We start from the raw sequence: 26,090 nt of genomic DNA, 5'->3' as shown, positions 1-26,090 counted from the left end.
ATCGGGTTTTATGGGCGGATTTTGTGATGTCATCTGATCGTGACAACGTGAGCGGGTTTGGCCTGGGGATCGACGCCGGCGGCACCGAGACGCGCTGGGCGCTGGCGGCCCCCGGCGGCGCCATCCTGGCCGACGGCGTGGTGGCGGGCCTGTCGGCGCTGCAGATGGCCACGTCGGACGGGCGTGCAGCGGTGCGCGCCAGCCTCGAAGAACTGGCGGCGGCGGTGCTTGCACATGCCAGCCCGCTGCGCATCCAGGCCGGCCTGACGGGGTTCGGCGGCGACGACGAACTGCTGCAATCGTGGCTGGCCCAGTTGCTGGGCGTTGCGCCCAGCGCCGTCACGCTGTCGAACGATATTGAACTGGCGTATCGCGCCAATTTCGCGCCCGGCGCCGGCTACCTCGTGTATGCGGGCACCGGCTCGATCGGCGCCTACATCGACGCCGACCACGTGTTCCACCGCGCCGGCGGGCGCGGCGTGCTGCTCGACGATGGCGGCGGTGGTTTCTGGATCGCGCGCGAAGCACTGCGCCACATCTGGCGCAACGAAGACGAGCAGCCCGGTTGCTGGCGCGATTCGCCGCTGGCACAGGCCGTGTTCGAGCACATCGGCGGCGCCGACTGGAATGTGTCGCGCCAGTTCATCTATCAGGGCGAGCGCGGCGCGATCGGCAAGCTGGCAATGGCCGTTGCGGCCAGCGCGGAGCGCGATCCGGCCGCCGCCACGATCCTGAGCGAAGCCGGTCTGGAACTGGCGCGCCTGGCGCTGGCGCTCACGCGCCGTTTCGGCCCGCGTCCGGTGGTGCTGGCCGGCCGCGCGAGCGAACTGCACCCCCTCATCATCGAGACCATGCGCGCCGCGCTGCCGGCCGGGCTGGAGCTCACGCAGACCGGCCTGCGCGCCCACCACGGCGCCGCGCGGCTGGCATTGCAACCGGCCGCCACGCCACCGGCGCGCGCAACCCACAAGAACATCAACGAGGAATCCCCATGAAATCGATCTTTGCCGCTCTCGCCCTGGCCGTGCTGGCAGGTTGTACCACCACCGCCCCGACCACGCCGAAGTACGACACCACCTACGATGCAGTTGGCCAGTCGAGCCGCGCGCGTTTTCTGGTGCTGCACTACACGGTGGCCAACACGCCTGCCTCGATCAAGATCCTGACGCAGCAGCAGGTCAGCGCGCACTACCTGCTGACCGACGAAGCGCAGCCGAAGATCTACCGCCTGGTCGACGAAAACCGCGCCGCCTGGCACGCGGGCAATTCGAGCTGGAAGAACTTCACGCAACTGAACAACAGCTCGATCGGCATCGAGATCGTCAACGCCGGCTGGAAGGACACGCCGCAGGGCCGCGTCTACGCGCCGTTCCCGCAGGCGCAGATGGATGCGCTGCTGCCGCTGGTGAAGGACATCGTGGCGCGCCACGGCATCGCGCCCGAGAACGTGCTTGGTCACAGCGATATCGCGCCGCTGCGCAAGCAGGATCCGGGGCCGCAGTTCCCGTGGCAGCGCCTGGCGCAGGAAGGCCTGATACTGTGGCCGGATGCGAACCGCGTCGCCGCCGTGCGTCCGGCCTTCGACGCCCTGCTGCCGGACGTCGCCTGGTTCCAGCGCAAGCTGGCCACGCACGGCTTCGGCCTGGTGCAGAGCGGCACGTACGATGAAGCGACCCGCACCACGCTGGCGGCATTCCAGATGAAGTACCGCCCGCGCGATATCTCGGGCGTTGCCGATGCCGAAACGGCCGCGCTGCTGGAAGTGCTGACGACGCCGGCGAACACGCCGCCACCGGCGGTGCCGGCAGCACTGGCGCCCGTGGCGCCCGTTGCGCCCGTTGCGCCGACCGCGATGCCAGCGCCAGCGCCGATGCCAATGTCGACGCCGACGCCGACGCCGACTCTGCCCGAGCCGACGCCGGTGCTGCCGGTTGAGCCGACGCCGGAAACCGCCCCGGCCCCGGCCACGCCGGTCATCACCACGCCATGATGGCGGCAATCAGGGGATAAGCGATGCGTCTGCGCCATATCGAAGTATTCCACGCCATCATGCAGGTCGGCACCATCAGCGGCGCCGCGCAGGTGTTGCATATCTCGCAGCCGGCCGTGACCAAGGTGCTGCAGCACGCCGAGCTGCAACTGGGCATGCCGCTGTTCGAGCGCGTGCGCGGCAAGCTGTATCCCAGGCCGGAAGCGCACCGCCTGTTCGTCGAAACCGAAAAGCTTCATCGCGACCTGCAGGGCATCCGCCGCCTGGCCGCGAGCCTGAAGGGGCGCGCGGTGGAAACCGTGCGCCTGGTGTCCACGCCGACCATTGCAGTGAGCGTGCTGCCGGCCGGGATGACCGCCTGGCGCCGCGCCTTCCCCGAAACGCGGTGCGAGCTGGCCACGCACCACACGAGCGAAATCGTCAATGCACTGCGCCTGGGCGAAGCCGATGTGGGCCTGTCGCTGCAGGACCCGCGCCATCCCGGCATCGTGGCCGAGCCGATCGCGCACGGCCTGCTGACGGTGATGGCGCCGCGCGGCACCTGGAGCGACGCCGAATGCCGCACGCCGATCGCGGCCGATGGTTTGACGGGTGAACTGATCGGCATGGCCGATCGCGATCCGCTGGGCGAAATGGTGATGGCGGCCTGCGAAGCGCAGGGCGTGCAACCGGTGTTTCGCACCGTGGTGCAAACGTACCAGATCGCCCGCTCGCTGGTCGAAGCCGGCGCCGGCACCGCGGTGGTTGATCCGTTCACGGCCGCCTCGGCCGCAGCGAACCAGGTGCAGTGCCGCCAGTGGTCGCCGTCGATTCCCGTGCACCTGTACCTGCTCACGGCCAGCCACGCGCCGCTGTCGCATGGCGCGCGCGAGCTGGCCAATTGCATCGGCGCGACCGCGCGCGCCTGTCTCGAACCAGCCTAGGATTTTTTCAGCACCATGCACGCGTTCATCGCCAGCGAAGACATTGCCGCCAGCCCGGCATTCCGGCACCTGGACAGCATTGCCGGCATCCGGGTCGACCTGCGCTACGCCACCGCCAACAATTTTGTCGGGCGCGATCTGTATTCGCCGTTCGATTGCGCCTGGCTGCATGTGCAGGCGGCCGCAGCGCTCGAGCACGTGGTGGCCTGGCTGGCCGCACGCCGGCCCGACCTGACGGTGCTGGTGCTCGATGCATTGCGGCCGCAGCGCGTCCAGCAGCAGTTGTGGGACGCGCTTGAGGGCACCGACCTGCGCCTGTACCTGGCCGATCCGGCGCGCGGCTCGATCCATTCGTACGGCATGGCGCTGGACCTGACGCTGGTCGACGCGGCCGGTCATGAACTCGACATGGGCACCGGTTTCGACGACATGACCGAGCTGTCGCATCCGGCGCTCGAAGAAGGGTTTGTGCTGGCCGGCCGTCTCACCGAAGCACAGGTGGCCAACCGGCGCCTGCTGCGCGAAGCGATGCTGGCGGCGGGCTTTTTAGGCATCAAAACCGAATGGTGGCACTTCGATTGCGGCGACCGCGATCTGGTGCGGCGCACCTTTCAGCGCGTGCTGTAGGCGTCAGTTCATCGCGATCGTTTCGACCCGGTTGCGGCCATTGTGCTTGGCCGCGTACAGCAGCTTGTCGGCGGTCAGGATCAGGTCGGGCAACGTGATGTGGCCGTCGTCGCGGGCGAAGTCGTACGTGGCCATGCCGAAGCTGGCGGTGGTCTGCAACCCGGGGCCATCGGCATCCGGCGCGACCCGATTGGCCGCAAACGCCGCGCGCAGGCTCTCGGCCAGGCTGGTCCCTTGCGCCAGGTCGATGCCGGGCAAGACCAGCAAAAATTCCTCGCCACCATAGCGCACCACGGCATCGACGCCGTTGCGCACCATCCCGTGCAGCAGGCTGGCAAAGGTGCGGATCACCGCATCGCCCTCATGGTGGCCGTAGGTGTCGTTGATGCGCTTGAAGTGATCGATGTCGCACAGGATGACCGACACCGGATGCTGGCGCTGGCGGGCCTGTTCCAGTTCGTGCCCCAGCAGATGATCGTGCAGGTAGTGGCGGTTGTAGCAGCCCGTGAGCTGGTCGCGCTGGGCGAGCTGCTTGAGTGTCATCTGCAGCCGGAACTGTTCGCGCGCGACGCAGTTGTAGCGGCGCGCCGCCAGGATGCCGAACGTGTTGATCAGCACCAGCAGCATGGCCATCGTGACCAGATCGGACACGGGCCTTGGCGGCAGCATGAACGTGACCAGCGCCAGGAAGACGATCGAGGCGCCCGTGCCAAGCGCGGTCGAATACACCAGACGGTTCGGGATATACAGGTAGATCACCACCAGCATGATCAGCATCGACATCGCATGCCAGTGCACTTCATGCGGCCGCGCCAGCGCCACCACCATGAAGCAGCCCAGCGCGATGCCCTCGGACAGCGACGCCGCCAGGCGCATGGCACGGATCGACAGCGGACGGCGATAGGCCAGCCAGGCCCAGGTACCGGCGATGGCTGCAACCAGAAGGCGTGCTGGCAGCGTGTCGCGCAGTGCTGCAGCCATGCCCAGAACCGCGATATCCGTCACAAAAAACGACAGGAAGAACGCGACGCAGAACAGCAGCGTAAAGCCGAGCATGGCGCGCGTGCGTTCGATCTGGCTGGAAAGGAAAGCAGTTTCGCTGGTGGTGCGCGCGAACTCGCCGGTCAGGTAATGGATGTGCATGCGATGGACAATGCGGCAGGTGATGATGCCTGCGACACACGATTCATCATTCGGCGGTAGTCGGACAGGACAGGATGATCCGGCGTCGGCGCCGGCAGGACCGATCACCGGTAGCGGTGTCGGACAAATGACTATTGTGGCAAAGTTTTCTTACCCAAAACTAACAAAATGTATCAGTTCATTAATTACTTTGTTAATTTTGCAAGATAAGCCGGTTCAATCCCGTGACAATTTGCTCAACGCTGTACTGATGCCGCCTGTGTCGTTCCCGACCGCGCCACCCAGTCGATCAGTACATCGAGCACTGCGCGGCCGCGCCCGTCGCCGGCCCGTTCGCTATTGACCATTGCTACCACCACGCACAGATTGCCATTCGCATCCGGTACGTAGCCGGCCACGGCGGTGACGTTGCGCAGCGTGCCTGTTTTCAGGCGCGCGCGCCCGGCGGCCGGCGTGCCGGCCAGACGCCGGCGCATGGTGCCATCGACCGCGCCGATCGGCAGGCTGGCCTGGAATTCGGGCGCCCATGGACTCTTCAAGCCCGCCTGCAGCAGGCTGCCCATCTGCTGCGCGCTGATGCGCTCGATGCGCGACAGGCCCGAGCCATTGTCGATCACGAACCCGGTGTCGTCGATGCGCTGCGCGCGCAGCCAGTCGCGCACCGCGCCGTCGGCGCGCGCAAAGGTGGTGACCTCGCCAGACGGCAGCGCCAGGCTGCCATCGACGGGATCGCCCTGCAGGCTGCCCAGGCTTAAAAACAGCAGGCGCGCCAGCGTGTTGTCGGACGTCTTGTTGATGTCGCGGACCAGTTCGGGCAAGGCGCGCGCGGCGTGCGCCGCCAGCACGCGCGCGTCCAGCGGCGTGGCGCCCGTGATCGTGCGGCCACTGAGCGTGCCGCCCAGATCGGTCCAGGCACGGCGCACGAAGCGGCCCACGTAATCGTCGCGGTCGAGCACATTGACGCTGTAGCTGCGGTTGCAGTTTTTCGGGAAGGTGCCACGCAAGACCACCTCGATGCGGCCATCGGGCGCGCGCCGCGTCTCGGGCAACTGCCAGCCGTCTTCCCACTTCGCGCAGTCGCGCTCGACCAGCGTCATTGCCGACGTGACCGACACGCGTTCGAGTTCCGGGTACATGCGCAGTTGCAGCGTGGCGCCGGTTGCGCGCATGTCCAGCTGCAGCATGTTCTTGTTGAGGAGGAGGGCGTCGGGAATCACGTTGTAATACGCGTCGGGCGACTCGTCGAACGGCGGCAGGCCGACGTCCGGCCGGGCCGGCTGGAACAGGCTGCGATCGAGCACCAGGTCGCCCTGGATGCGCTCGATGCCCTGGTAGCGCAGTGCGCGCAGCATGGCCTCGAGATGCTCGCCGGCCAGGTCGGCATCGGCGCCGCCCTTGACGTACAGGCTGCCGCGCAGCACACCGTCTTTCACATCCCCGGTCGTACGCAGTTCGGTGCGGCCGCGGAACGTGGGGCCAAGCCGCTCGAGGCCGATCAGTGTCGTCACCAGCTTGATCGTCGACGCCGGCTGCATCGGCAGCGCTGCCTGGTGCGACAGCACGGCGGCGTCGCCGCGCAGCACGAGCAGGCCCACTTCGCTCGGCGCGATGCCGCTTTGCTGCATCAGCTGCGCCACCGGCGCCGGTAGCTGGGCCTGGGCGAGCGACGTGGCGCACAGCAGCGACAGGACGAGGGTGGCGCGTTTGAACATGCGTGAATCCTTAACCGAAGAAGAGATAGGCCACGAAGATCGCGGCGATGATGCCGACCAGGTCCGCCAGCAGGCCATAGCTGACCGCATAGCGCGTCTTGCGGATGCCGACCGAGCCGAAATACAGCGCGATGATGTAGAACGTGGTGTCCGACGCGCCCTGCATGATGCTGGCCAGGCGGCCGACGAACGAGTCGACGCCATAGGTCTTGATCGCATCGATCATCATGGCGCGTGCGCCACTGCCCGAGAGTGATTTCATGAGCGCGGTCGGCAGCGCGCCGACGAAATCGGTCTGCAGGCCCAGTGCGGAAAACACCCATGCGAAGCCGCTCGTGACCATGCCGAGGATGCCCGAGTTGCGCACCACGCTGATCGCCACGATCATGCCGACCAGGTAGGGGATGATCTTGATCGACGTTTCGACGCCGCCCTTGGCGCCTTCGATGAAGGCCTCGAACACATTGACCTTCTTGAGCAGCGCCCCGGTCATGAACGCGGCGATGACGCCGAACAGCACCAGGTTAGCCGCGACCGACGACACCAGCTGGATCTGCGTTTTGTCGAGGAAGTAGGTGAAGGACAGGACCATCGACGCGATCAGCGCCGCGGTGCCGCCGATCCAGGCAAAGATCACCGGGTCGAACAGGTTGATGCGCTGGCGCAGGCCCACCATGATGATGCTGAAGATGGTGGCGGTGTAGGTCGCGATCAGCGTCGGGATGAAGATGTCGGCCGGGTTGGCCGCGCCCAGCACCGCGCGCTGGGCCATCACGGCCAGCGGGATGATCGTCAGGCCGGAGGTCTGGATCACCAAAAACATCAGCTGCGCATCGGTCGCTTCGTCCTTGTTGGGGTTGAGCGACTGCAGGCTTTCCATGGCCTTCAGGCCGAACGGCGTGGCGGCATTATCGAGGCCCAGCATATTGGCCGAGAAGTTCATCACCATGTGGCCATTGGCCGGGTGGTTGCGCGGCACACCCGGGAAGATGCGCGAAAAGAACGGGCCGATCACGCGCGCGAACAGGTTGATGGCGCCGGCCTTTTCGCCGACATTCATGATCCCGAGCCAGAACGTCATCACGCCGGCCAGCGGCAGGGCGATGTCCATCACGGCCATCTTGGCCGAGTCGAAGGTGCCGTCGATGATGCGCTTGAAGATTTCGGTGTCGCCGAGGAAGAGCCACTGCGCCATTGCTGCGAGGAAGCCGACGAGAAAGAAGCCTGTCCAGATGTAATTGAGTGCCATCGATAACCAGTAAGTGCTGAGAGGTGCTGATCGGTGCTGATCGAAGCGTTGCCGCCGGGTTCGGACGATTGTGCAGCGCCCAAGGGCCAAGGGCAAGCCGCGTGGATGAAAGAATGCAGCCGCGCCATGCGCAAAAGTTATGAGCGTTGCTTGCCAAGGCGCGGCGCGCCTATGATACGGCACGCCGTATGGGACGCTCCAAAGGATCTGCCGTCATGAAATTTCGCTCCGCCGCTGCTGCGCTGTTGTCGCTGTCGTTCCTGCTTGTGCCGTATTCCGGCGCACAGGCGCAGACGCAGGACAAGGTCCTGCACATGTTCCTCTCGACCAGCGAGACGGGACTCGACCCGGCAGTGGCCTCCGACAACGCCACGCTGTCGCTGCTGGAAAACCTGTTCGATCCGCTGCTGCGCTACGACTACCTGGCGCGCCCGGCTGCGCTGCGCCCCAACACGGCCACGGCGATGCCGACCGTCAGCAGCGACGGCCTGACCTACACCTTCCGCATCCGTCCCGGCATCCATTTCACGCCCGATCCCGCGTTCAAGGGCCGCAAGCGCGAAGTCACGGCCGCCGACTATGTCTACAGCCTCAAGCGTTTATACGACCCCGCGCTCAAGTCGCCCTGGGCCTATATGTTCGAAGGCAAGATCGAGGGTGACGCCGCGCTGCGCGAGCGCTTCGGCCCGGACGTAGAGGTGGCGGGCCTGCAGGCACCGGACCGCTACACGCTGCGCATCCAGCTGGCTGCGCCCGATAACAATTTCCTGTTTTATCTGGCGACGGCGGCCAGCAGCGTGGTGGCGCGTGAAGTCATTGAGGCGTATCCGGGACAGGCGGGCAATCACCCGATCGGCACCGGGCCGTTCATGCTGGGGGAGTGGAAACGGAGCGATCGCATCGTGCTGCTGGCCAATCCGGATTCCACGGCCGTGTTCGCAGCCACGCCCGGTAATGATCCGGAGGACCGGGCGATTGCCGCCGCACTGAATGGCAAGCGCCTGCCGCGCGTGGACCGGGTCGAGGTACGCATCGCCGAGGAATTCCAGGGCCGCATGCTGGGCTTTCTGAATGCCGACTACGATTACCTGGAGCAGATCCCCGAATCGATGACCGAAATGGTCGTGCACGACGGCGCCCTGAAACCCGAGCTGGCCGCGCGCGGGATCGTGCTGTCGCGCTTTCCGGTATTGCAGACCTACTATATGTGGATGAACATGACCGACCCGGTCGTGGGCGGCTACAGCAAGGACCGCATTGCACTGCGGCGTGCGATCTCGATGGCGTACAACAGCGCCGAAGACATTGCGCTACTGAAGAAAGGGTTTGCGATCAAGGCCGAGTCGCCGTTGCCGCCGAACGTGCGCGGCTACGATCCGCGCTATCGCAGTCCGGTGCCATATGACCCGACGCTGGCCAATGCCTTGCTCGACCGCCATGGTTACGAAGGGCGCGACCCGGACGGTTTTCGGCGCGCGCCCGATGGCAAGCCGCTGACCTTGACGATGCACAGCGAAGCGACCGTGGGCGGGCGCCTGCGTGATGAACTCTGGCGAAAATGCCTGAATGCCATCGGTGTGCGCGTCGTGTTCAAGTCGGACAAGAAAACCGAGATCATCAAGGCCTCGCGCCTCGGAACGGTGCAGATGTTCGAGAGTAACTGGATCGCCGATTTTCCCGATGGCGATAACTTTTATCAGCTGTTGTACGGGCCCAATGCAGGCCGGGCCAACTACGCGCGCTTCAACCTGCCTCAATACAATGTGCGCTATGAAAAAGCACGCTTGCTGCAGGATGGTGCAGAGCGAAACACACTGTATTTCGAGATGAACCAGCTGCTCCATGCGTACAACCCGTGGGTGCCGTTGACCCATGTTTTATCGGGCGATTTGCGGCATCCGTGGTTGAAAAACTACAAACGCCATCCCGTCGAATTCACGAACTGGCGCTACCTCGATATCGATGTTGCGCAAGGGGCACGCTCAGTCAGGGGCAAGCGATAGATTCCGTTAGTTTTTCCGCAAGAAAATATTCCCGCTGGTTATACTCCCCTCCGGATAATTCATTGGCTTGTCACAAAATTGTGAGCGTACTCTGAATTGAAAACATAACGTAATGCCAAGAATCAACTTGGCATGCGACACGCAGGCCGGCGCAGTGCAATGCACCGCATCGCCGGCCGACGACCGCCCCGGAACGCAAGGAGAAACATCGTGAAATTGAAGAAACTGGCCCAGCTGATTGCCGTGATGGGGGCGGTTGCCCCTGCTGCCATGCCGCTCGTGGCGCAAGCGCAAACCGACACGTCGATGCATCGGGTGGAAATCACCGGCTCGAGCATCAAGCGTATCGCCAAGGAGGGCGCGCTGCCGGTTGAAATCATTTCGCGCAAGCAGATCGAAGACCAGGGCATCGTCACAGCCGAGCAACTCATCGCCACGCTGAACATCAACGGCAATGGCTCGGACAATCTGGCCTCGAACGCCGACGTGACCTCGGGCGCCCAGCGCGGCAACAACGGCGCCTCCAGCGCCAACCTGCGCGGCCAGGGTTCCGATTCGACGCTGGTGCTACTTAACGGCCGGCGCGTGGCGACGCACGGCATGAAGGGCTCGGCGGTCGACCTGAATTCGATCCCGATGGCGGCGGTCGAGCGCGTCGAAGTGCTCAAGGATGGCGCGTCGGCCGTGTACGGCACCGACGCCATCGGCGGCGTGATCAACTTCATCCTGCGCAAGAACTACAAGGGCCTGGAAGCGCAAGCCTTTACCGACGTGGCCGAGGCGAGCGGCGGCGAAATCGGCCGCGCCAGCCTCACCGGTGGCTGGGGCGACCTCGACACGCAAGGCTGGAACGTGCTGGCGACGCTGTCGCACAGCGAGAACAAGGCGCTGCGCGGCAACCAGCGCGATTTCGTCAACACCTTCCAGCCGAACCGCGGCGTGTCGGTCGATACGCGCGGTACGCCGAGCGGTAATATCTTCGCCACGACGCTGGCGCCGACGCTGCTCTCTCGCACCGGTACCGGCCCGACCCTGCCGGGCAGCAGCGTTGCCTACAACGGCATTAGCCTCCTCGACCTGCCCGGCGGCGCCGGCTGCGACAGCATCGACGGCATGGGCGCGTACGACGAAAAGCTGTGGGACACGCCGGGCGCCGCCTATGGCTGCGCCTGGGATACGGGCCGCGCGGCCGTGCTGCAGCAGCCGGTCAAGAACACCAATGCGCTGGGCCGCGCCACCTTCCGCATCGGCGAGCACGAGCTGTTCGCCGAAGGCGTCGCCTCGCGCGTCGAAGTCTCCAAGCGCTTCTCGCCGAACCAGATTTCGCCATCGGCGTCGACCTTCGGTCCGAGCTCGTTCTACCCGAGCACGGGCGCGGCCTACAACGACGTCTACAACGCACTGGTCAAGAACTTCCCCGGCATTTCGGCCAACTACGGCTTGCCGATCGCGTACCGCTGGCGCTGCATGGAGTGCGGCAACCGCGAGATCACCACCGAGACCAAGGCCAGCCGCGTGCTGGTGGGCGCCGATGGGCCGCTGACCCTGTTCGGCAACCGCTACGATTACCGCGTCGGCCTGTCGCGCGCCTACAGCGAATCGGAGTCGCTGCTGGGCACCGGCTACAACTACACGGTGGCGCTGCGCGATGTGCTCGGCTCGGGCATCGTCAACCCGTTCCTGCTGCCGGGCCAGACCCAGAGCCAGGCCGCGATCGATGCGATTCGCGCCACCTCGGCCGCCGGCGTCGTCATGTACGGCGGTAAAACCACGCTGACCCAGTTCGACGCTGCGCTGTCGGGTGAAATCTTCAAGCTGCCCGCTGGCGCCGTGATGATGGCGCTGGGCACCGACCTGCGCCGCGAAGAATACAAGTTCAATGGCGACCTGCGCGCCGTCAGCGCGCGCCCGGCGATCCTGAATGCGCCGTTCGATGACGTCAACGCGTTGCCGAAGGTGAGCCGCGACATCAAGGCCGTGTATGCCGAGATGCTGGTGCCGGTCACGCAGGCGCTGGAGCTGACCTTCGCCATCCGCCGCGACGATTACACGGGCTTTGGCGCGACGACCAATCCGAAGGTGTCGTTCCGCTACCAGCCGATCCCGCAACTGATGTTCCGCGGTTCGTACAACGAGGGCTTCCGCGCGCCGTCGTTCAACCAGCTGTTCAACGGCGTGACCGAGAGCCAGTATGTTGGCAAGGACCTGGCCGATCCGGCTACCTGCCCGAGTGGCCGTGTCGACACCGCAGTCGCCGGTTGCCAAGCCGTCAATCCGGTCGTTCTCACCGGCGGCAAGAACACACTGGGTCCGGAAACGGCCAAGCAGGCCAGCCTGGGCGTCGTGTTCGAGCCGGCCGGCGGCTTCTCGGCCAATGCCGACCTGTGGGAAATCCGCAAGGAAAACACGATCGACTCGTTCAACGCGGTGACCATGATCGCGAACTACAGCCTGTTCCAGGACCAGTTCATCCGCGACGCCGCCGGCAACCTGACCGAGATCGACCAGCGCTGGCTCAATGCCGGCGAGCGCATCACGCGCGGCCTCGAAGTCGGCGCCCGCATGACCGGCAAGTTCAGCATCGGTTCGATCTGGGGCATCGGCATCGACGGTTCGCGCCTGCTCGAGAAGAAGTCACGCGCCACGAAGAACGCCGAATTCGGCGAGAGCGAAATCGGCCGCTTCCTGTACACCGGCGACCTGGGCCTGAAGTGGAAGCACAGCGCCTACGTGACCTACAAGTACGGCAACTGGAGCGGCATGCTGCAGAATATCTTCCGCTCGGGGTACACCGACCAGGTGCTGCCAGGCGTGGCCAGCGGCCGCATCAAGCCGTCCGAGTACAACAGCAAGGTGGACGATTACTCGATCTTCCACCTGACCGCGAACTACACGGGCTTCAAGAACCTGACGCTCACCGCCGGCATCAAGAACATCCTGGATGAAGATCCACCGTTCGCGATCACCTACGACAGCAACACGGGCGCCGGCAGCAGCTGGGAGCCGCGCGTAGCCGATCCGCGTGGCCGTTCGTTTACGATGATGGCGACCTACAAGTTCTTCTGATCGCAGCTGTGACCAGCCGAGGTGCATGCACACTTGGGTTCCCGCCTCCGCGGGAACGACGATAACTTGATTGGATAGGACGCATGAAGATCAGCCGGCGCAACTTCGGTGCCATTGCCGCCGCCATGTCTGTGACTGCATCAGCTGCTGCGCGTCCTTCTTCGCGACCTATGCTCATCAAACCTCCACGCCTGCGCCGGGGCGACGTCGTCGGCCTGATCGCACCGGGCGGCTACACGAACGATGCCGCCATCGAGAAGGCTGTGCGCAATATCGAGGCGCTGGGTTTCAGGGTCAAACCCGGCGCCTATCTGCGCGAGGTGTTCGGCAATTACGCAGGCTCAGTCCAGCAGCGCCTGGCCGACCTGCATGCGATGTTTGCCGATCCCGAGGTCACGGCGATCTGGCCGATCCGCGGTGGCTCGGGCTGCATCTCGCTGTTGTCCGGGCTGGATTACGCGCTGATCCGTCGTAATCCGAAAGTGCTGATCGGGTATTCCGATATCACGGCGCTGCACCTGGCGATCTTCAAGCAGACCGGCCTCGTGACGTTCCATGGACCGGTGGCCTCGTCAACGCTGACCGCCTATGCGACGCAGCACATGATGGCAGTGCTGACCGAACCGCAGGCGACCTACACGATTCCGATGTCCCTTGAAAATGCCGAACGCGCCGCGCAAGAGCCGCACTTTGGCATCCATACCTTCACGCACGGCGTGGCCACGGGGCCGCTCATGGGCGGCAACCTGTCGATGGTCGCGGCGCTGGCCGGCACGCCGTATGCGGCTGATATCGGCAACAGCATCCTGTTCCTGGAAGACGTCAACGAGGCGCCGTACCGCATCGACCGCTGGATGACGCAGCTCGACCTGGCCGGGGGCTTTGCCAATGCAGCCGGGGTGGTGGTGGGGATTTGCCAGAACTGCGGGCCGGAACACGAGGACGTGTCATTGACGCTCGAACGCACGCTGGCATTGCACCTGCATCCGCTGGTGATTCCGGCAGTGAGCGGTTATTCGATCGGGCATATCCGCAACCAGTTCACGCTGCCCATGGGCGTGCGCGCAACGCTCGACACACACGCGCAGACGATCACGCTGCTCGAAGCGGCCGTGTCGTAGAGCGGTCAGCGAAGGCGCCGGCTCATCGTCACCGAGCCGTGCGACTCGCCGTCGATCCGGTACAGGTCATACACCTCGCCGGTGACGACGAACCCGGCGCGCTCGTACAGCCGGCGCGCCGCCAGATTGCCCGACAGGACATCCAGGTCGACCCATTCGAGTGGCGGCGTGATGCTGGCCCACGCCAGCGCGTGCTCGACCAGCTGGCGGCCCAGGCCTGCGCGGCGGTGGTCGCGGTGCACGCCCATGCCCAGCAGCGCGCGGTGGTAGGCCGCAATTTCAGGCCGCGCGCGCAGGTCGACGTGGCCGGCGATCTCGCCCCGGGCATCGAGCGCGAGCCACATGCGGCGCCAGCGCGGCTGGCCGAACGGCACGGTGAAACTGGCGGCAAACGACGCCGCCTTGTCGGGCGGCAGGCGCGACTGCCCGCGCGAGATGGGCTGGAACAGCGGCACGGCGCCGCGCCCGTTTTCCTGCAGCTGGTCGTCGAGGTACATGAACAGCTGCGGCAGCTGTTCCGGCACCAGCGCCTGCAGGGTCAACGGCCCGTTCACAATGCGCGGGCGATCAGGATCTTCTGGATGTCGCTGGTGCCTTCGTAGATCTGGCACACGCGCACATCGCGGTAGATGCGCTCGACCGGGAAGTCGGCGACATACCCGTAGCCGCCGAAGACCTGCATCGCATCGGACACCACGCGCTCGGCCATTTCGGATGCGAACAGCTTGGCCATTGCGGCTTCCTTCAGGCAGGGCAGGCCGGCATCCTTCATCGACGCCGCATGCAGGATCAGCTGGCGCGCCGCCTCGATCTTCATCGCCATCTCGGCCAGGCGGAACTGCACCGCCTGGTGCTCGAAGATCGCCTTGCCGAAGCTTTCGCGGTCTTTCGCATACGCCAGCGCGGCCTCGTACGCGGCGCGCGCCATGCCCACTGCCTGCGAGGCGATGCCGATGCGCCCGCCCTCCAGGCCCGACAGCGCGATCTTGTAGCCCATGCCTTCTTCGCCGATCAGGTTTTCCAGCGGGATGCGGCAATTGTCGAACACGATCTGCGCCGTGTCCGACGAGTGCTGGCCCATCTTGTGTTCGACGCCGGCCACGATGTAGCCAGGCGTGTTGGTCGGCACCCAGAACGCGCTGATGCCCTTCTTGCCGGCCGCCTTGTCGGTGACGGCCATGACGATCGCCACGTCGCCGTATTTGCCGCTGGTGATGAACTGCTTGGTGCCGTTGATGACGTAATGCTCGCCATCGCGCGTGGCGGTCGTGCGCAGCGCGGCAGCGTCACTGCCCGTGTGCGGCTCGGTCAGCGCGAACGCGCCCAGCAGCTCGCCCTGCGCCAGGGGCCGCAGCCACTGCTGTTTCTGCGCTTCGCTCGCGTACATCATCGCGATGCTGCACACCGGGCAGTTGTTGACCGAGATGATGGTCGAGACGCCGCCGTCACCGGCCGCGATTTCTTCGAGTACCAGCGCGAGCGCCACATAATCCAGGCCGGCGCCGCCATACTGCTCCGGCACTGCCACGCCGAAGGCGCCCAGCGCCGCTAGTTCCTGCAATTCTTCGCGCGGGAAGTGGTGCTCACGGTCCCAGCGCGCAGCGTTGGGGGCCAGACGCTCCTGGGCAAAGCTGCGCAGGGCGTCACGGATCATCTGGTGTTCGTCGGACAGGATCATGGGGTCTCGTTATCGTGTGTTACCAGGCGATCGGCTCGCCGTCGTGGTTCAGGAAACTGCCATTGGCGCCTGCGTCCACCGTGGCCAGCGTGGCGCGCAGATCGCGCACGCTGTCGTGCACGGTGAGCGCTGCGCCGCTGCCGCCCATATCGGTCTGGACCCAGCCCGGATGGAAGGCGATGCAGGTCACGCCTTGCGCGCCGTAGGTGATCGAGGCGTCCTTGAGCACTGAGTTCAGCGCGGCCTTGCTGGCGCGGTACAGCGTGCCGTCAGTGCCCGAGCGCTCGCCGATGGAGCCCATGCGCGACGAGAGCACCGCCAGCTTGCCTTTTGAGTCGGCCAGCAACGGCGCGACGATCGGGATCAGGCGCATCGCCGAGAGCACATTGGTGTGCATGACGGCGTCGAATTCAGGGCCGGTCGGGAAGCTCCCGTGGGCCGGGCCATATACGCCGGCCACCAGCCAGGCGCTGTCGATTTTTTCGTCGTCCAGGCGCCAGGCCAGCGCGGCGATCGATTCGGCATCGAGCACGTCGAGCTGGTGCGCTTCGGCGCCCAGCGCGACGAGGCCATCGCAGTCTTCCTGCTTGCGTGCGGTGGCGATGACGCGCCAGCCGTCCTGGCGATATTGGGCGGCCATTTCATGGCCAATGCCGCGCGAGGCGCCGACGATCAATACAGTGGGCATGCTGTGCTCCTTGTGAAGGGTTGGTAGAACAAGACCTTCAATAGTCGCATGCTTTGTTCATCGTTGCAGCGCATCGCGGGCGGGCTTACACCAGCTCGATCGCCATCGCCGTGGCTTCGCCGCCGCCGATGCACAGCGCTGCCACACCGCGCTTGCCGCCGGTGCGCTTGAGCGCGCCGAGCAGCGTGACGACGATGCGCGCACCGGAGGCGCCGATCGGGTGGCCCAGCGCGCAGGCGCCGCCGTGCACATTGACCTTCTCGTGCGGGATGGCCAGGTCGCGCATCGCCGCCATCGGCACCGCGGCAAACGCTTCGTTGATCTCGTACAGGTCGACGTCGCCCGCGGTCCAACCGGTTTTCTTGAAGAGCTTCTGCATCGCGCCGATCGGGGCGGTGGTAAACAGGTTCGGCTCCTGCGCATGGGTGGCGTGACCGAGCACGCGCGCGATCGGCGTCAGGCCCAGTTCTTTGGCGGTCGACTCACGCATCATCACAAGGGCGGCGGCGCCGTCGTTGATCGACGACGACGAGGCAGCGGTGACCGTGCCATCCTTCTTGAACGCGGGTTTCAATGACGGGATCTTGTCGATCTTGGCCTTGAGTGGGCCTTCGTCCTTGTCGATGACGGTCTCGCCGGCGCGGCTGGTGACGGTGACGGGTGCGATTTCCCAGTCAAAACCGCCGTCCGTGCTGGCGGCCTGCGCGCGCTTGACCGAGGCGATCGCGAAGTTGTCCTGCTCTTCGCGCGTGAAGCCGTAGCTGGCCACGCACTCTTCGGCGAAGGTGCCCATCGAGCGGCCTTCACCGGTTTTTTCGTTGCGCGAGTAGGCGTCTTCGAGGCCGTCGAGCATCATGTGGTCGAACATTGGCGCGTGGCCGATGCGGTAGCCGCCGCGCGCCTTGGGGATCAGGTAGGGCGCGCCGGTCATCGATTCCATGCCGCCCGCAACCACGACGTCGGCGCTGCCGGCCACCAGCTGGTCGTGCGCGAAGATCGCCGCCTGCATCGCCGAGCCGCACATCTTGGAGAGCGTCACGGCGCCGGTGGACATCGGCAGGCCGGCCTTGATCAGCGCCTGGCGCGCCGGGGCCTGGCCCTGGCCAGCCATCAGGCAGTTGCCGAAGTAGACGTGTTCGACAGCGGCAGGATCGACGCCGGCGCGCTGCACGGCGGCCTGGATCGCGACGGCGCCCAGGTCACTGGCGGTCTTGCTGGAAAAATCGCCCTGGAAGGCGCCCATCGGGGTGCGCGCGGCGCCGACGATAACGACTGGATCGTTCATGGTGTGGGTCTCCGGATCTGAAGGATTACATGGTCTCGCCGAACAGCTCGCGGCCGATCAGCATGCGGCGGATCTCGCTGGTGCCGGCGCCGATTTCGTACAGCTTGGCGTCGCGCCACAGGCGGCCGACCGGGTATTCATTGATGTAGCCGTTGCCGCCCAGCGTCTGGATTGCTTCGCCGGCCATCCACGTGGCTTTTTCGGCGCTGTACAGGATGGCGCCGGCGGCGTCCTTGCGCAGGGCGCGGATCTGCTCCGGGCCGTTGGCACGGTCGCAGGCCTGGCCGACTGCATACACATAGGCGCGGCACGCCATCATGGTCGAGTACATGTCGGCGATCTTGCCCTGCATGAGCTGGAATTCGCCAATGGCCTGGCCGAACTGCTTGCGGTCGTGGATGTACGGCACCACGACGTCCATGCAGGCCGACATGATCCCCAGCGGGCCGCCCGACAGCACGGTGCGCTCGAAGTCCAGGCCCGACATCAGGACATTGACGCCCTTGCCAACGCCGCCCAGCACGTTCTCGACGGGTACCTCGCAATCCTGGAACACGAGTTCGCCCGTGTGCGAGCCGCGCATGCCCAGCTTGTCGAGCTTTTGCGCGATCGAGAACCCTTTGAATCCTTTTTCGATCAGGAAGGCGGTCATGCCGCGCGCGCCTGCCTCGGGGTCGGTCTTGGCGTAGACGACCAGCGTGTCGGCGTCGGGACCATTGGTGATCCACATCTTGGTGCCGTTGAGCACGTAGCGGTCGCCCTTGAGCTCGGCGCGCAGGCGCATGCTGACCACGTCCGATCCGGCGTTTGGCTCGGACATCGCCAGTGCGCCGATGTGTTCGCCCGAAATCAGCTTGGGCAGGTAGTGCTGCTTCTGCGCTTCGGTGCCGTTGCGCTTGATCTGATTCACGCACAGGTTCGAATGGGCGCCATACGACAGGCCGACCGAGGCCGAGGCGCGCGAGATTTCTTCCATCGCCACGATGTGGGCCAGGTAGCCCATGTTCGCGCCGCCGTATTCCTCGCTCACCGTGATGCCCAGCAGGCCGAGTTCGCCCATCTTCTTCCACAAATCCATCGGGAACTGGTCGCTGCGGTCTATCTCGGCCGCGCGCGGCGCAATTTCGCTGGCAGCAAATTGCTGGACGGCTTCGCGCAGCGCGGCGATATCGTCGCCATGGTCAAAAGTCAGGCCTGGAAGGTGCAGCATGTCGTCCTCGCGGTGAACAGTGGTGAATTGAGAAGGGGTGCGCGACAATCATACTCGCGTGTTACGTTAACGTAAACGTCAAACAGCAGGCAAAAAAAGCGCCGACAAGTTGTCAGCGCCCGTTCGCCTGGAGACTCAGGCAGCGTCGCGGCCGGCTTCACCGTCGCCGTGATTACCGCCAAGCAGGCGGCGGCATTCGTCTTCGTGGGCAACGATTTCTTCCAGCGCCATCTCGATATCGGCGCGCTGCTGTTCGAGCGTCACGCGCTGCTGGCCCAGCACGGCGAGGAAGCGGTCGATTTGGGCCTGCGTGTCTTTTGGTGACTCGTACATGTCGACGATGCTCTTTATCTCGGACAGCGTCAAACCCAGGCGCTTGCCGCGCAGGGTCAGTTTCAGGCGGGTCCGGTCGCGTGGCGTGTAGACACGGTTGCGGCCGCCCACGCCTTCGCGCTTCGGACTGAGCAGCCCCTGGTCTTCATAGAAACGGATGGCCCGTGCAGTGATATCGAATTCGCGCGCCAGTTCGGCGATGGTATAAGTAGTCGGCATGAGGTTTTGTAGCGGTTGGGAAACAACTAAAAATCGCGTAAAATCGAAACAAGCAGTAACTTCCGTTAACGTAAATTGACGTTGCGTCGTATTGTAGCGCGCCCACCGTTCCCCCAGAAAAGGAAAGATTTGCATGAATGCGCTTGAGTCCCAACTGTCTTACGCGTTTGGCGAGACGATTCCTGCACCGGGGGCAGTGGTCGACATCGTCCCCGGCCTGCGCTGGGCCCGCATGCCGCTGCCATTTGCGCTGGACCACGTCAATCTGTGGCTGCTGCAGGATGCCGTCGACCAGGGCGGTGCGATGCGCACCGGCTGGAGCCTCATCGACACCGGCGCCGGGACCGACACTACCCGCGCCGCGTGGGAACAGCTGCTGGCAGAAGGGCTGGCCGGGCAGCCGCTGGTACGGGTCATTGCCACGCACTGCCACCCCGATCATGTCGGACTCGCTGGCTGGTTGTGCGAGCGCTTCGCTGCGCCGTTCTGGACCACGACGGGCGAGTTCGGCTTCATGCGCATGATGGCAGCGGCGCTGCCGGGTGTGGACGGCCCGTCGGCCATCCCGCATTTCGCGCGTCACGGCTTGCGCGATGCGGCGATGCTGGACCAGATGGGCAGCCGTCGCAACTACTATCCGTCACTGGTGCCGAGCGTGCCGCTGGCTTATACCCGGTTGCAGGACAAGCAAGATGTCACAATTGGGGGCCAATTGTGGCGTGTGATCACCGGCTTTGGTCACTCGCCGGAACACGCATCGTTGTACTGCCCGAACCTGAACATCCTGGTGTCCGGCGACATGGTCTTGCCGCGTATCTCGACGAATGTCTCGGTGTTTGCCGTGGAGCCCGATGGCAACCCATTGCAACTGTATCTGGACTCGCTGGGCAAGTTCGCCGACCTGCCAGATGACGTGCTGGTGCTGCCGTCCCACGGCAAGCCGTTTCGCGGGCTGCACACGCGCATCCGGCAGTTGCGCGAGCACCATGTCGACCGGCTGGCCGAAGTACTCGCTGCCTGCGCCATTCCCCGCTCAGCCGCCGAGATCGTGCCCATCATGTTCCGGCGTTCGCTCGATGCCCACCAGCTCAGCTTTGCGCTGGGTGAAGCGCTCGCGCACTTGCACCAGCTTTGGTATGACGGTCAATTGACCCGGGCAATAAATCCTGATGGGGTGATAGTTTTCACACGAAACTAACATCGGATATGTCACCATCGGATACATATTGAGCAGCACGGGCATTCTCCCGAACTGTTCTAAGTACTGGTACGTAGTTGTTTCATTCTCGATCAGACACTTTTACATGCCAACCGTTCGCGTGAGAATTGCTGTTGGGAATAAGGCAAATCGCATGTAAAAACTATTGAAAAACCACATGTTTGTTACTTTTTAGTTGTATAGTGTAAACATAAGGTTTCTCGTCTGGAAGAGCCTTCCTTTGTCCAACAACAAGTACCGCAATGAATTCAACCAACGAACGGGAGAGCTTCAGTGAACGCCTCCAACATGCGCTAAAGAATGCTCACTACTCACCCGACAGCCCTACGCGTCTGGCGCGAGAATTTAATATCCGCTTTGAAGGCCGTCCGATCACGGTCCATGCCGCCCGCAAGTGGCTGGTCGGCGAAGCCATTCCAACCCAGGAAAAATTGCGCATGATCGCCCAGTGGCTGGGCGTGCCTGCCGACTGGTTGCGTTTCGGCGGCGCCGAGCAGGCTGCGGGCGAGGCCGGTGCTGCCAGTGCGCGCTTTGAATCGGCTGACGTCAAGCTGATCGCCGACCTGCAGCGCCTCGATGAGCACCACCGCCAGCTGGCGCGCGAATTCATTCGCATGCTGGTGCGTGTGAATCACACGAAGCCGGACGCGAAGTAAACATCGATCGCAGTAGCGTTATTGCTGGTTTGCACTTTTGTCGTGCAGAACAGTACAAATGGGCTGGTCTGGTCCATAATCTGAGCAGGTGGCAGCGGTTTCCGCCACCGATTCAGGTTCACCAGGAGCAGCTGACGCATGCGAAACAACTACGCCAATACCGCCCAGCTCAAGGATTTGATGACGGTGCCGCCGATGACGGCAGCGCGTCATGCTGAACTGATGCGAGAACGCAACGCCCGGCGGCGAATGCTCGAAGAAGCGCGTGACTTGAAAAAGTCAGAAGACAACCGTTACGACGACAAACGCTGAGACAACCCATGCCGGCGCGAGCCGGCATGCTGGTTCATCCTGCCACGTCGTTCTGTTCTGCTTTCATGCCGCCCCAGCGCGCGGCGTGGGAATTTTCTATCCCCAGCAAGTCCACGACACGGTCCACCGTGTGCTCGACCATGTCCGCAATCGTCGCAGGCCGGTGGTAAAAGCTCGGCAATGGCGGGAAGATGATGCCGCCCATTTCGGTCACCGACGTCATATTGCGCAAGTGGGCCAGATTGAACGGGGTTTCGCGCACCATCAGCACCAGGCGCCGGCGTTCCTTGAGGATCACGTCGGCAGCGCGTGTGACGAGGTTGTCCGAGAAACCGTGGGCCACGGCGGCCAGGGTTTTCATCGAGCAGGGCGCGACGACCATGCCATCGACCTGGTACGACCCGCTCGCGATGGACGCGCCAATATCGCGGTTGCGGTGTACGACGTGGGCCAGCGCTTCGACGTCCCGGCGCTGCAGGCCGAGTTCCTGGTGCAGGGTCAGCGTGGCGGCATCGGAGATGATCAGGTGGCTTTCGATGCCAGGCGTTGCGTGCAGCCGCTTGAGCAGCTGCACGCCATAGGTTGCGCCGGTCGCGCCGGTGAGGGCGACAACAATACGGCGCGGGCGCTCAGTCATGCAATCAGCCGTTTTTCAGCAGGGTCTGCAGTTCGCCGGATTCGTACATCTCGTTCATGATGTCGGTGCCGCCGATGAACTCGCCGTTCACGTACAGCTGCGGCACGGTTGGCCAGTTCGAGTAGTCCTTGATGCCCTGACGCACTTCAGCGTCGTCCAGCACGTTCACGGTGGCGACGTTGTCGACGCCACACGCTTTCAGCAGCTGGATGGCACGGCCGGAAAAGCCGCACTGTGGGAACTGGGCAGTGCCTTTCATGAACAGCACGACCGGGGTCGAGGTCACGGTGTCTTTGATCCAGGTTTGAACGTCGCTCATTTGATGTGTGCCTTTTGGAGAGGAATGGGTAGATGGCGCCATTCTATAAGAATTCGACGTGGACGGCATCGGTGACCATCACGGCGCTGCGGTATCATGCCCCGGTTCAAGATGACGGGAAACACGATGAAGAACACGTTCGCTACCTTGCCCATCGCGGCCCTGTGGGTTTTTGCCGCGCTGCTGGGCTTGCCAGCACTGTATGACGGCGCCAATGCCTTGAGAAGCGGCCGCGCGGTCGAGGTCTTCGTCCAGATCGGCCCGTTGATGATGGCGTTGTTCCTGGCCTGGTGCGCGCTGCAGCGGCGCGCCGGCCGGCTGGCTCTGCTGACCTCGCCGCGCGTCACGCTGATCGGCTTCATCTGCTTTGGCGCCTTCGCCGGCTGCTTCCTGATCAAGCTCGTGCTGCGCAACACGACCCTGTTCGCCTGAGCCCCTGGCCGCTGCGTCAATGCATGCGTCAGTGCCTGCGCCCGGCATTGCGGTATGATCGCGCCGTTTGTCACCATCCACCGGAGCACCCGATGCAGCAACCCCGCCGCCGCGTACCATCGCCGAACGCGAACCTCGTGATCGCCGCCCTGCTGGGCATTCCCGGCATCCTCAATATCTATACGGGGTTCACGCGCCCGAGCCCGGGCGACATCCTGTCGGGACTCGCCGCGCTGATCTACGCGCTGCTGCTGGTGCGCGATGCAATGCACATCAAGAAGACGGGCGCGCCGGCCATCCCGCAGCACAAGATGCTGCTGATCGGGTTTGGCTGCCTGGGCGTGTACCTGATCGGCATCCTGATCAAGCACAGCTGAAGCAACGGCGTCAGGGCAGGCGCCGGCCGAGACAGACCGATGCCGCGCGGCCGACATACCGGCCGTAGGGTGCCACCTGCACATAACCGTGCCGTTCGTAGAACGCCACCGCGCGCGCATTCACGCGCCGCGTCGACAGCCATAACTGGCGGTAGCCGCATGCTGCGGCGTGCCGCTCGAGTGCCGCCAGCACGTGCGCGCCGGCCCCGCTGCCAGGCCGCGCATACATCCGTTTGAGTTCCCCGATGTCGCCCGCGAGCGCGCGCACGGCGCCGCAGCCGACTGCGCTGCCGTCGGCGTCGTAGGCCAGCACGAAGCAGGCGCCTGCACCCCGGCAATCCTCTGGATCGAACGAGGCTGCGCCGCTTTCGCCGGTGATTGCAGACAGCGCCGCATCGAGCTGCGCAACAACGCGCCGTGCGTCGGCGTGATCGGGATCGACGTGGACGACCCGCAGCATCGGCTGCCCGTTATTTGCGCAGCTTGGCAAACGCATCGGCCATCGCCCCGCTGGCCGGCGCCGCCGTGCGTTCCTGGCGCTGGTGCTGCTGCACGCGTTTGGCGTCGTTGCGGTCGGGCCGCTGCGCCGGCTGCGCGCCCGGCTGCGGCGCGCTGTCCGTCAGGCGCATCGTCAGCGCGATGCGCTTGCGCTTCGGGTCCACTTCCAGCACCTTGACCTTCACCACCTGGCCGGCCTTGACGACCGTGTGCGGGTCCTTCACGAACGTGTTCGACAGCGCCGAGATGTGCACCAGGCCGTCCTGGTGCACGCCGATGTCGACGAACGCGCCGAAGGCGGCGACGTTGGTGACCACGCCTTCCAGGATCATGTCCGGGCGCAGGTCCGAGATCTGCTCCACGCCATCCTTGAAGGTGGCCGTCGTGAACTCGGGCCGTGGATCGCGGCCCGGTTTTTCCAGCTCTTTCAGGATATCGGTGATGGTCGGCACGCCGAACTTGTCGTCCGCATACCTGGCCGGGTTCAGGCTTTTAATGAGTGCGCCGTCGCCGATCACGGCTTTCATGTCGCGCTTGACGTCGAGCAGGATTTTTTCGACGAGCGGGTACGATTCCGGGTGCACGGCCGATGCATCCAGCGGGTTGGCGCTGTTCATCACGCGCAAAAAGCCCGCTGCCTGCTCGAAGGTTTTCTCGCCCAGGCGCGGCACTTTTTTCAGCGCCGCGCGCGAGGCAAAAGCACCATGCGTGTCGCGGTATGCCACGATGCCCTGCGCCACCGTGGACGACAGGCCGGAGACACGCGCCAGCAGCGGCGCCGACGCGGTGTTCACGTCCACGCCAACGGCATTCACGCAATCCTCGACCACGGCGTCGAGCGAGCGCGCCAGCTGGCTCTGCGAGACATCGTGCTGGTACTGGCCCACGCCGATCGACTTCGGATCGATCTTGACCAGTTCGGCCAGCGGGTCCTGCAGGCGGCGCGCAATCGAGACCGCGCCGCGCAGTGACACGTCCATGTCGGGCAGTTCGCGCGAGGCGAATTCGGACGCTGAATAGACCGATGCGCCGGCTTCCGAGACGACGATTTTTGTGAGCTTCAGGTCGGGCTGCTGCTTGATCAGATCCTGCGCCAGCTTGTCGGTCTCGCGCGAGCCGGTGCCGTTGCCGATCGAGACCAGCGACACATTGTGTTTCGCAGCCAGGAGGCCCAGCGTGTGCAGCGCGCCATCCCAGTCGTTGCGCGGCTGGTGCGGGTAGACCGTGGCGGTATCGACCACCTTGCCGGTGGCGTCGACCACCGCGACCTTCACGCCGGTGCGCAGGCCAGGGTCCAGGCCCATTGTCGCGCGCGGGCCGGCCGGCGCGGCCAGCAGCAGGGCCTTGAGGTTGCGCGCGAAAACGCCGATCGCATCGAGTTCGGCCTTGTCGCGCAGCGCGCCCATCAACTCGGTATCCAGGTGCATGAAGCTTTTCACGCGCCAGGTCCAGCGCGCTGTATCGAGCAGCCATTTGTCGGCCGGGCGGCCCTGCGCCTTGATGCCGAAGCGTGCCGCGATGCGGCCTTCGCACGGATTGAGCGGTGCGTCCCACTTCGGTTTTTCGGGCTCGGAATCCAGGCGCAGCGCCACGTCCAGCATGCCTTCGCGGCGACCACGCAACAGCGCCAGCGCGCGGTGCGACGGTACCGCGGCCAGTGGTTCGCTGTAGTCGAAATAGTCGGCGAATTTTTCGCCTTCGTCCTGTTTGCCGGCGACGACCTTCGATTCGACGACGCCGTGTTCCTGCACGTACTCGCGCAGCGTCTGCAGCAGCGCGGCGTCTTCGGCAAAGCGCTCCATCAGGATCTGGCGCGCGCCATCGAGCGCTGCCTTCGTATCAAGCACGCCGGGGTTGGCGCCGCCATCGGCGTTGGTGAACGCGTCGCGCAGATAGTCCTTCGCGATGGACTCGGGATCCTGCTGCGGGTCGGCCAGCAGGGTCTCGGCCAGTGGCGCCAGGCCCGCCTCGATCGCGATCTGCGCCTTGGTGCGGCGCTTCTGCTTGTACGGCAGGTACAGGTCTTCGAGACGCGTTTTATCCTCGGCCAGTGCGATCGATTCCAGCAGCGCCGGCGTCATCTTGTTCTGCTCCGTGATCGACGCGATGATCGATGCGCGCCGGTCTTCCAGTTCGCGCAGGTAGCGCAGGCGTTCTTCGAGAAGGCGCAGCTGGATGTCATCCAGGCCGCCGGTGGCTTCCTTGCGGTAGCGCGCGATGAACGGCACGGTGGCGCCTTCGTCCAGCAGGGCGATGGCGGCGGCCACCTGGGCTGGCCTGGCGGCGAGTTCTTTGGCAAGGCGTTGTTCGATGGAGGGCAGCATAGGCAGTGGCGAAGCGGGGATCGTGGACCAAGCGGCCAATGATACGCAAACAGCGCCGATACGCCAGTC

At 64.7% G+C, this 26,090-nt stretch carries 25 protein-coding genes; 12 read left to right on the top strand and 13 right to left on the bottom strand.

What is annotated here, in order from left to right; genetic code table 11:
* The first annotated feature begins 26 nt into the window (after window positions 1–26).
* The 4 genes from NX775_RS15610 to NX775_RS15595 are packed head-to-tail and all read left to right on the top strand — an operon-like array spanning window position 27 to window position 3,540.
* A complete protein-coding gene (locus NX775_RS15610) occupies window positions 27–995 on the top strand; it encodes an N-acetylglucosamine kinase (RefSeq protein ID WP_258836852.1) in 969 nt (322 codons plus the stop codon).
* A complete protein-coding gene (locus NX775_RS15605; protein ID WP_258836851.1) occupies window positions 992–1,990 on the top strand; it encodes an N-acetylmuramoyl-L-alanine amidase in 999 nt (332 codons plus the stop codon). Before NX775_RS15610 ends, NX775_RS15605 begins: the two co-directional genes overlap by 4 nt.
* Before the next feature lie 23 nt (window positions 1,991–2,013).
* Window positions 2,014–2,913: a LysR family transcriptional regulator gene (locus NX775_RS15600; protein ID WP_258836850.1), complete on the top strand. Its 900-nt coding sequence runs from the start codon at window positions 2,014–2,016 to the stop codon at window positions 2,911–2,913.
* A 15-nt stretch (window positions 2,914–2,928) separates the two neighbouring features.
* Entirely contained in the window at window positions 2,929–3,540 is a 612-nt protein-coding gene (locus tag NX775_RS15595; RefSeq protein WP_258836849.1) for a M15 family metallopeptidase, read from the top strand.
* 3 nt (window positions 3,541–3,543) lie between these two features.
* Here the strand turns inward: NX775_RS15595 and NX775_RS15590 are convergent, their stop codons facing one another.
* The 3 genes from NX775_RS15590 to NX775_RS15580 form a co-directional block, all read right to left on the bottom strand.
* On the bottom strand, window positions 3,544–4,683 hold the full coding sequence (locus NX775_RS15590) for a GGDEF domain-containing protein (RefSeq protein ID WP_258836848.1): 1,140 nt from the start codon (window positions 4,681–4,683) through the stop codon (window positions 3,544–3,546).
* Between the two features lie 236 nt (window positions 4,684–4,919).
* A complete protein-coding gene (gene dacB, locus NX775_RS15585) occupies window positions 4,920–6,395 on the bottom strand; it encodes a D-alanyl-D-alanine carboxypeptidase/D-alanyl-D-alanine endopeptidase (RefSeq protein ID WP_258836847.1) in 1,476 nt (491 codons plus the stop codon).
* A gap of 10 nt (window positions 6,396–6,405) precedes the next feature.
* Entirely contained in the window at window positions 6,406–7,644 is a 1,239-nt protein-coding gene (locus tag NX775_RS15580; protein WP_258836846.1) for a spore maturation protein, read from the bottom strand.
* A gap of 215 nt (window positions 7,645–7,859) precedes the next feature.
* On the opposite strand from NX775_RS15580, the gene NX775_RS15575 reads away from it, so the two are divergent.
* The 3 genes from NX775_RS15575 (at window position 7,860) to NX775_RS15565 (ending at window position 13,834) form a co-directional block, all read left to right on the top strand.
* Window positions 7,860–9,647, top strand: a complete 1,788-nt coding sequence (locus tag NX775_RS15575; protein WP_258836845.1) for an ABC transporter substrate-binding protein — start codon at window positions 7,860–7,862, stop codon at window positions 9,645–9,647.
* A gap of 210 nt (window positions 9,648–9,857) precedes the next feature.
* Window positions 9,858–12,713, top strand: a complete 2,856-nt coding sequence (locus tag NX775_RS15570) for a TonB-dependent receptor domain-containing protein (RefSeq protein WP_258836844.1) — start codon at window positions 9,858–9,860, stop codon at window positions 12,711–12,713.
* A gap of 170 nt (window positions 12,714–12,883) precedes the next feature.
* On the top strand, window positions 12,884–13,834 hold the full coding sequence (locus NX775_RS15565) for a S66 peptidase family protein (protein WP_258836843.1): 951 nt from the start codon (window positions 12,884–12,886) through the stop codon (window positions 13,832–13,834).
* A gap of 5 nt (window positions 13,835–13,839) precedes the next feature.
* Here the strand turns inward: NX775_RS15565 and NX775_RS15560 are convergent, their stop codons facing one another.
* The 6 genes from NX775_RS15560 to NX775_RS15535 form a co-directional block, all read right to left on the bottom strand.
* A complete protein-coding gene (locus NX775_RS15560) occupies window positions 13,840–14,388 on the bottom strand; it encodes a GNAT family N-acetyltransferase (protein ID WP_258836842.1) in 549 nt (182 codons plus the stop codon).
* Window positions 14,385–15,512 carry an acyl-CoA dehydrogenase family protein gene (locus tag NX775_RS15555; RefSeq protein ID WP_258836841.1) on the bottom strand — a complete coding sequence of 376 codons (1,128 nt, stop codon included), beginning with the start codon at window positions 15,510–15,512 and terminating at the stop codon, window positions 14,385–14,387. The genes NX775_RS15560 and NX775_RS15555 overlap by 4 nt, the downstream gene beginning before the upstream one ends.
* Window positions 15,513–15,531: 19 nt before the next feature.
* On the bottom strand, window positions 15,532–16,200 hold the full coding sequence (locus NX775_RS15550) for an SDR family oxidoreductase (RefSeq protein ID WP_258836840.1): 669 nt from the start codon (window positions 16,198–16,200) through the stop codon (window positions 15,532–15,534).
* Between the two features lie 85 nt (window positions 16,201–16,285).
* Entirely contained in the window at window positions 16,286–17,485 is a 1,200-nt protein-coding gene (locus NX775_RS15545) for an acetyl-CoA C-acyltransferase (RefSeq protein ID WP_258836839.1), read from the bottom strand.
* 25 nt (window positions 17,486–17,510) lie between these two features.
* Complete coding sequence (locus tag NX775_RS15540) at window positions 17,511–18,695, bottom strand: isovaleryl-CoA dehydrogenase (RefSeq protein WP_258836838.1); 1,185 nt, start codon at window positions 18,693–18,695, stop codon at window positions 17,511–17,513.
* 135 nt (window positions 18,696–18,830) lie between these two features.
* Window positions 18,831–19,247, bottom strand: coding sequence for a MerR family transcriptional regulator (locus NX775_RS15535; RefSeq protein ID WP_258836837.1), 417 nt, complete (start codon window positions 19,245–19,247; stop codon window positions 18,831–18,833).
* A 133-nt stretch (window positions 19,248–19,380) separates the two neighbouring features.
* On the opposite strand from NX775_RS15535, the gene NX775_RS15530 reads away from it, so the two are divergent.
* From NX775_RS15530 to NX775_RS15520, 3 genes are all read left to right on the top strand, one after another.
* A complete protein-coding gene (locus NX775_RS15530) occupies window positions 19,381–20,445 on the top strand; it encodes an MBL fold metallo-hydrolase (protein WP_258836836.1) in 1,065 nt (354 codons plus the stop codon).
* A gap of 263 nt (window positions 20,446–20,708) precedes the next feature.
* A complete protein-coding gene (locus NX775_RS15525) occupies window positions 20,709–21,122 on the top strand; it encodes a hypothetical protein (RefSeq protein WP_258836835.1) in 414 nt (137 codons plus the stop codon).
* A 138-nt stretch (window positions 21,123–21,260) separates the two neighbouring features.
* A complete protein-coding gene (locus NX775_RS15520; RefSeq protein WP_183555071.1) occupies window positions 21,261–21,434 on the top strand; it encodes a hypothetical protein in 174 nt (57 codons plus the stop codon).
* Between the two features lie 34 nt (window positions 21,435–21,468).
* On the opposite strand, the gene NX775_RS15515 is transcribed toward NX775_RS15520, so the two are convergent.
* Together NX775_RS15515 and grxD are read right to left on the bottom strand one after the other, a co-directional pair.
* Window positions 21,469–22,071: a UbiX family flavin prenyltransferase gene (locus NX775_RS15515; protein ID WP_258836834.1), complete on the bottom strand. Its 603-nt coding sequence runs from the start codon at window positions 22,069–22,071 to the stop codon at window positions 21,469–21,471.
* A gap of 4 nt (window positions 22,072–22,075) precedes the next feature.
* The gene (gene grxD, locus NX775_RS15510) at window positions 22,076–22,390 is read right to left on the bottom strand and encodes a Grx4 family monothiol glutaredoxin (protein WP_183555074.1); all 315 of its coding nucleotides are present in this window, start codon (window positions 22,388–22,390) and stop codon (window positions 22,076–22,078) included.
* 126 nt (window positions 22,391–22,516) lie between these two features.
* Here grxD and NX775_RS15505 point away from each other — a divergent pair, with 126 nt between their 5' ends.
* Together NX775_RS15505 and NX775_RS15500 are read left to right on the top strand one after the other, a co-directional pair.
* The gene (locus NX775_RS15505) at window positions 22,517–22,822 is read left to right on the top strand and encodes a hypothetical protein (protein ID WP_258836833.1); all 306 of its coding nucleotides are present in this window, start codon (window positions 22,517–22,519) and stop codon (window positions 22,820–22,822) included.
* Between the two features lie 92 nt (window positions 22,823–22,914).
* Window positions 22,915–23,199, top strand: a complete 285-nt coding sequence (locus tag NX775_RS15500; RefSeq protein ID WP_258836832.1) for a hypothetical protein — start codon at window positions 22,915–22,917, stop codon at window positions 23,197–23,199.
* A 10-nt stretch (window positions 23,200–23,209) separates the two neighbouring features.
* Here NX775_RS15500 and NX775_RS15495 read toward each other — a convergent pair whose 3' ends face one another.
* Window positions 23,210–23,659, bottom strand: a complete 450-nt coding sequence (locus NX775_RS15495; RefSeq protein WP_258836831.1) for a GNAT family N-acetyltransferase — start codon at window positions 23,657–23,659, stop codon at window positions 23,210–23,212.
* A 10-nt stretch (window positions 23,660–23,669) separates the two neighbouring features.
* The gene (locus tag NX775_RS15490; RefSeq protein ID WP_258836830.1) at window positions 23,670–26,021 is read right to left on the bottom strand and encodes a Tex family protein; all 2,352 of its coding nucleotides are present in this window, start codon (window positions 26,019–26,021) and stop codon (window positions 23,670–23,672) included.
* Window positions 26,022–26,090: the final 69 nt, after the last annotated feature.

Origin of the sequence: Massilia aurea (genome assembly GCF_024753205.1) — a bacterium.
GTDB classification, from domain to species: domain Bacteria; phylum Pseudomonadota; class Gammaproteobacteria; order Burkholderiales; family Burkholderiaceae_D; genus Telluria; species Telluria aurea.
Note: the sequence above shows the minus strand (reverse complement) of the source record. Positions and strands in the feature narration are given on the sequence as shown.

Bases quoted from the DNA above. Each gene is read 5' to 3' on its own strand.
- NX775_RS15610 (WP_258836852.1), top strand. From the start codon at position 27: ATGTCATCTGATCGTGACAACGTGAGCGGGTTTGGCCTGGGGATCGAC.
- NX775_RS15605 (WP_258836851.1), top strand. From the start codon at position 992: ATGAAATCGATCTTTGCCGCTCTCGCCCTGGCCGTGCTGGCAGGTTGT.
- NX775_RS15600 (WP_258836850.1), top strand. From the start codon at position 2,014: ATGCGTCTGCGCCATATCGAAGTATTCCACGCCATCATGCAGGTCGGC.
- NX775_RS15595 (WP_258836849.1), top strand. From the start codon at position 2,929: ATGCACGCGTTCATCGCCAGCGAAGACATTGCCGCCAGCCCGGCATTC.
- NX775_RS15590 (WP_258836848.1), bottom strand. From the start codon at position 4,683: ATGCACATCCATTACCTGACCGGCGAGTTCGCGCGCACCACCAGCGAA.
- dacB (WP_258836847.1), bottom strand. From the start codon at position 6,395: ATGTTCAAACGCGCCACCCTCGTCCTGTCGCTGCTGTGCGCCACGTCG.
- NX775_RS15580 (WP_258836846.1), bottom strand. From the start codon at position 7,644: ATGGCACTCAATTACATCTGGACAGGCTTCTTTCTCGTCGGCTTCCTC.
- NX775_RS15575 (WP_258836845.1), top strand. From the start codon at position 7,860: ATGAAATTTCGCTCCGCCGCTGCTGCGCTGTTGTCGCTGTCGTTCCTG.
- NX775_RS15565 (WP_258836843.1), top strand. From the start codon at position 12,884: ATGCTCATCAAACCTCCACGCCTGCGCCGGGGCGACGTCGTCGGCCTG.
- NX775_RS15555 (WP_258836841.1), bottom strand. From the start codon at position 15,512: ATGATCCTGTCCGACGAACACCAGATGATCCGTGACGCCCTGCGCAGC.
- NX775_RS15550 (WP_258836840.1), bottom strand. From the start codon at position 16,200: ATGCCCACTGTATTGATCGTCGGCGCCTCGCGCGGCATTGGCCATGAA.
- NX775_RS15545 (WP_258836839.1), bottom strand. From the start codon at position 17,485: ATGAACGATCCAGTCGTTATCGTCGGCGCCGCGCGCACCCCGATGGGC.
- NX775_RS15540 (WP_258836838.1), bottom strand. From the start codon at position 18,695: ATGCTGCACCTTCCAGGCCTGACTTTTGACCATGGCGACGATATCGCC.
- NX775_RS15535 (WP_258836837.1), bottom strand. From the start codon at position 19,247: ATGCCGACTACTTATACCATCGCCGAACTGGCGCGCGAATTCGATATC.
- NX775_RS15530 (WP_258836836.1), top strand. From the start codon at position 19,381: ATGAATGCGCTTGAGTCCCAACTGTCTTACGCGTTTGGCGAGACGATT.
- NX775_RS15525 (WP_258836835.1), top strand. From the start codon at position 20,709: ATGAATTCAACCAACGAACGGGAGAGCTTCAGTGAACGCCTCCAACAT.
- NX775_RS15520 (WP_183555071.1), top strand. From the start codon at position 21,261: ATGCGAAACAACTACGCCAATACCGCCCAGCTCAAGGATTTGATGACG.
- NX775_RS15515 (WP_258836834.1), bottom strand. From the start codon at position 22,071: ATGACTGAGCGCCCGCGCCGTATTGTTGTCGCCCTCACCGGCGCGACC.
- grxD (WP_183555074.1), bottom strand. From the start codon at position 22,390: ATGAGCGACGTTCAAACCTGGATCAAAGACACCGTGACCTCGACCCCG.
- NX775_RS15505 (WP_258836833.1), top strand. From the start codon at position 22,517: ATGAAGAACACGTTCGCTACCTTGCCCATCGCGGCCCTGTGGGTTTTT.
- NX775_RS15500 (WP_258836832.1), top strand. From the start codon at position 22,915: ATGCAGCAACCCCGCCGCCGCGTACCATCGCCGAACGCGAACCTCGTG.
- NX775_RS15495 (WP_258836831.1), bottom strand. From the start codon at position 23,659: ATGCTGCGGGTCGTCCACGTCGATCCCGATCACGCCGACGCACGGCGC.
- NX775_RS15490 (WP_258836830.1), bottom strand. From the start codon at position 26,021: ATGCTGCCCTCCATCGAACAACGCCTTGCCAAAGAACTCGCCGCCAGG.